The 3,594-nt window shown below is 43.2% G+C and carries 6 protein-coding genes; 2 read left to right on the top strand and 4 right to left on the bottom strand.

Features of this window, described 5'->3' with window-relative positions:
• A partial coding sequence (locus tag A3739_RS03595; RefSeq protein WP_156502317.1) for a response regulator occupies positions 1-694 on the top strand: 694 nt, incomplete at its 5' end.
• 66 nt (positions 695-760) lie between these two features.
• Positions 761-1,180 (top strand): PilZ domain-containing protein, encoded by a 420-nt coding sequence (locus tag A3739_RS03590; RefSeq protein ID WP_068475036.1) that lies wholly within the window; start codon positions 761-763, stop codon positions 1,178-1,180.
• On the opposite strand, the gene tsaA is transcribed toward A3739_RS03590, so the two are convergent.
• From tsaA to yacG, 4 genes are read right to left on the bottom strand one after another with little or no spacing between them, the layout of a single operon-like run.
• Positions 1,173-1,868 (bottom strand): tRNA (N6-threonylcarbamoyladenosine(37)-N6)-methyltransferase TrmO, encoded by a 696-nt coding sequence (tsaA, locus tag A3739_RS03585; protein ID WP_068478471.1) that lies wholly within the window; start codon positions 1,866-1,868, stop codon positions 1,173-1,175. The two genes, A3739_RS03590 and tsaA, sit on opposite strands and share 8 nt — an antisense overlap.
• Positions 1,869-1,899: 31 nt before the next feature.
• A complete protein-coding gene (locus tag A3739_RS03580) occupies positions 1,900-2,925 on the bottom strand; it encodes a hypothetical protein (protein ID WP_068475445.1) in 1,026 nt (341 codons plus the stop codon).
• A complete protein-coding gene (locus tag A3739_RS03575) occupies positions 2,891-3,337 on the bottom strand; it encodes an HIT family protein (RefSeq protein WP_068475447.1) in 447 nt (148 codons plus the stop codon). The genes A3739_RS03580 and A3739_RS03575 overlap by 35 nt, the downstream gene beginning before the upstream one ends.
• Position 3,338: 1 nt before the next feature.
• Positions 3,339-3,560 (bottom strand): DNA gyrase inhibitor YacG, encoded by a 222-nt coding sequence (gene yacG, locus A3739_RS03570; protein ID WP_068478469.1) that lies wholly within the window; start codon positions 3,558-3,560, stop codon positions 3,339-3,341.
• Positions 3,561-3,594 lie beyond the last annotated feature (34 nt).

The raw sequence follows: 3,594 nt of genomic DNA, 5'->3' as shown, positions 1-3,594 counted from the left end.
TAACATGTCATCTCGCGAATTTTTGTCTGAATTAAGACGCTGCATTTCAGCAACAATTCAGATTCTTGTGGTGAGCGAAAGCCCTCAAGCGGGGGATGTTCAGGAGTATAGTGAGATAGGTGTGCAAGGACTGCTGTCGCGCAGTAATTTTGCGCATCTTGGGGTGCAAACCGTCAACTATATGCTTCAAACTGACCGAACGCTTGGTCACAAGCGAAAAAGCATAGTGACGCGCTATAGTGTTATTGATTTCCTTAGTCCTCTGAATATACAGGCGCTGCCGGCAGACTTAGCCCCAAATTACGATGTGGGTACTGTTTTACTCATCGCGGAAGAGTTGGTCTGTATCGAATTTACGCGACAACATTGTGAGAAGTTTGGTGCTCAATTTGTACACTACAAATCAGCATTTGAAGCAGTGGATGCATTCAGGCAAGAGGCTTTCGAGCTTGTTCTTGTTGATGATGCGTTTACTGATATAGATACACTCACAGTGATTGAAATGCTCCGGAATATAGAGGGGAAAAGGCGAGATAACGTTCCTACACCTGTTATAGCTCTCGGTAACATGGATCAGGATAGTAAAGATATCTATCTTAAAGGAGGCGCAACGGACGCTATCAATAAGTACACAATAGATGGCACATTGTCTGCTGCGTTTAAAAAATATTTAAACTGTAAAATAAGTGCATAGTTATTGACCTGCTAAGGTCGACTGCTACATTGGATGTTAATAAGAAGGATAAACAAAGGATTGATTATGGTCGCACGTGCATATATTCGACACCCGTCTGATATGCCTATCGAACTATCAACGGTTCCAGAGGACAGAGCCGTTTGTACGTTTACAAAAGATATCAGTGTTGGTGGGTTAAGTTTTAGTTCTTCAAGGTCCTTTGGTAAAGGCGCGCTCGTTTCAATTAAAATCCCGGTAATTGATCCTCCTTTCGAAGCTCAAGCTCGCGTTATATGGTGTTTAACTCAGGAAGATGGCTATGAAATCGGCTTAGAGTTTTGTACCTCTGGTGATGCCTATCGTGCTCGGATGGTCGAGCAGATCTGTCATATTGAGCATTACCGATTGTGGGTGAGAGAAGTAGAAGGGCGCGAATTAGACTCTGAAGGTGCTGCTGCGGAATGGATAGGAAAATTCGCAAAGGAATTCCCCGCTTTTAGCTAGTAATGTCTATAACGATTAGAGAGTTCTGTTCTACACGGAATTTAATTTCAAAGGCATATAACTTCATGCCATAGATCTTAGGGTCCTCGTTTTGTTGCTTATACGCAGGACGAGGGTCTTGTTCCATAACTTCCTTTACAAAACACTCTAGGTTCGTGTAACCATTTTTAGTCAAGGCGTGAAGCATTGCTCTCGCTTTGTCACTGAACACAACATCTAGTTTTGAAGATGGTGCGTTTTTCGCGATGCCACACTGAGGATTGATAGCGCTATCGGAATATTCAATATAGGGTTTGATATCGTATATAGGTGTGCCATCGAGTAAGTCAGGACATGAGACGATTAAGCTAGTCTTTTTGTCGAGAATGACTTGCTTTAGCTCGACAAGTGACAGTCCCAGAGAATTTGGTCTAAATGATGAGCGGGTTGCAAAAACACCAGTTTTTTTATTGCCTCCAAGTCTAGGCGGTCTAACTAAAGGCTTGAATTCGGCATGTTCGTGCTGATGAAAGCCAAACTGCAGCCAGAGATGTGAATACTGTTCTAAGCCAACGAATGCATCCGGTTGATCGTAAGGCGAAACGAATTCTATGACGGAATTTGCGTGTTTGATAAGCGAGGGCTGCCTTGGAATACCAAATTTTTCTTTAAAAGGCGTGCTCGCAAATGCGATAGGAGTAATATTCATGTGAATGCTGATTTAGCTTAAGTGGAAATACTTATTCTTTCTCAGAGAATACCATTTCTATTTTAATCGTAAACGATGGATCCATCTTCCAGTTATCTTCTTTTGGGTAATACATTTCTGGAATCATTTCGTAAAAGAGCCATTCCTTCATCAATTTTCTACGATAAATGGCGTTAACAAAATACCCAGTCGCTTGCACTTCTGGCTTCGTCTCAGCAAGCATCCCTACTTGATAATTGATAGCCCTTTTTGAGTCAATTTCACGCAAGAAAGAGTAGGTGTGAGCGAGCTCCCAAAGACGTTCTTTATGATCGTATTTTCCATCTATTCCTTGCCGGAAGATAAACCAAGGTCCTTGTCGCTGCAGCGTAAATTCAGCATGCGCCCCCCAACCCTCATCGTGATAGTAGTAAAGAGCATCGTGCGAGGAAACGCTCCATACGTCTGTAAATTCATATCTCCCGTGAAGACGGTAACGCCAGAAAGGGTCGATCGGATCTCCGAATTTAACCCCAACACCCGTACTTGTATCAAAGTCCTTCAGATTTCGAAGTGTAAAATCGAGCGCGCCTGAGGCAGTGTCTTTTACGCGTTTGTCGTCGTCTTTGCGCCCAATTGCGCGTTTTTTATCACGTACACTCTGTTCTTCGGGTGTTTCACTTTCAACAATGAGTCGGAGCTTTTTTTGCAAAGTTGGTAGGTGAAGTCGGAATTTAACGATCGGGTCTAGATAGCTGTGTCCACTTTTGTACTGCTGAAATTCAAAGCCAACTTTTAGAAAACTATTATTGCTCGATTCGATTACTTCTTCATCAGCGAAAAACGCGTCGAGCCTTTTGGCAGTATCTCCAACTACATGCCCCCAGTAGTTACGGTTTTCTGTAAGCCAAGTAAGTGTCGGTGAGTCTTGTTGTTCCGAAGGAATAGAGCTTCTATCTTTTGCTGAGGGGGAGGTAAATTCGACATCATTAGCACTTGATGTAAATGCGCACATCAATAGCGCGACAGCAGTAATACTTGCACTAAAAATACTTGGCGATTTGACGCGCTTGCTCATCCAGTGTGGCACGCTTTTCTTGTCTTCCCATAAGTCCAGTGACATGCAGTGCTAGTTTAGGCAATGATCGTAAAAAGTCATGCTTTTTGCGAGGAATTATATGAAGGTGGATGTGCGGAACTGTTTGATTAGCAGCTTTGCCATCATTTAATAGAATATTACAGCCATCCTCTCCAAAACCTGCTCTAATCATTGCGCTCATCACCTTACGCCCTAAATCGAACAGTTTGGACTGATGTTCGTCTGATAGCGCTGAAATCCGATCGTGATGAGCGCGAGGTATGATTAAAACATGCCCAGAACTTAAGGGGTAAGCATCCATAATAATCATGAAGTGTTCATCTTCATAAATCACGCTGGCCGGCAGTGCACCGTTATTAATCGCGCAAAATGGACAGGGTCGACGACTCATATTATTGAAGGCTTTCAGAAGTGTTAGATGCGCTTTGCGCTTCGGCGATTTCCCATTCGTCTTGGCTTTGAGAAGCGATGCTGTACTCCTCTGAAGCCCAAGCGCCGAGATCAATTAATTTACAGCGCTCGCTACAAAATGGACGCTCTTTATTCTTCTCTTCCCATGTAACAGGGTCTGCGCAGGTTGGACAATTAACGATTAGAGGAGTGTTGTTTGACATTTATTTTGACTCGGCAAGTTTGAGGTATTCTTCG

It is taken from the genome of Oleiphilus sp. HI0067 (genome assembly GCF_001635735.1).
Note: the sequence above shows the minus strand (reverse complement) of the source record. Positions and strands in the feature narration are given on the sequence as shown.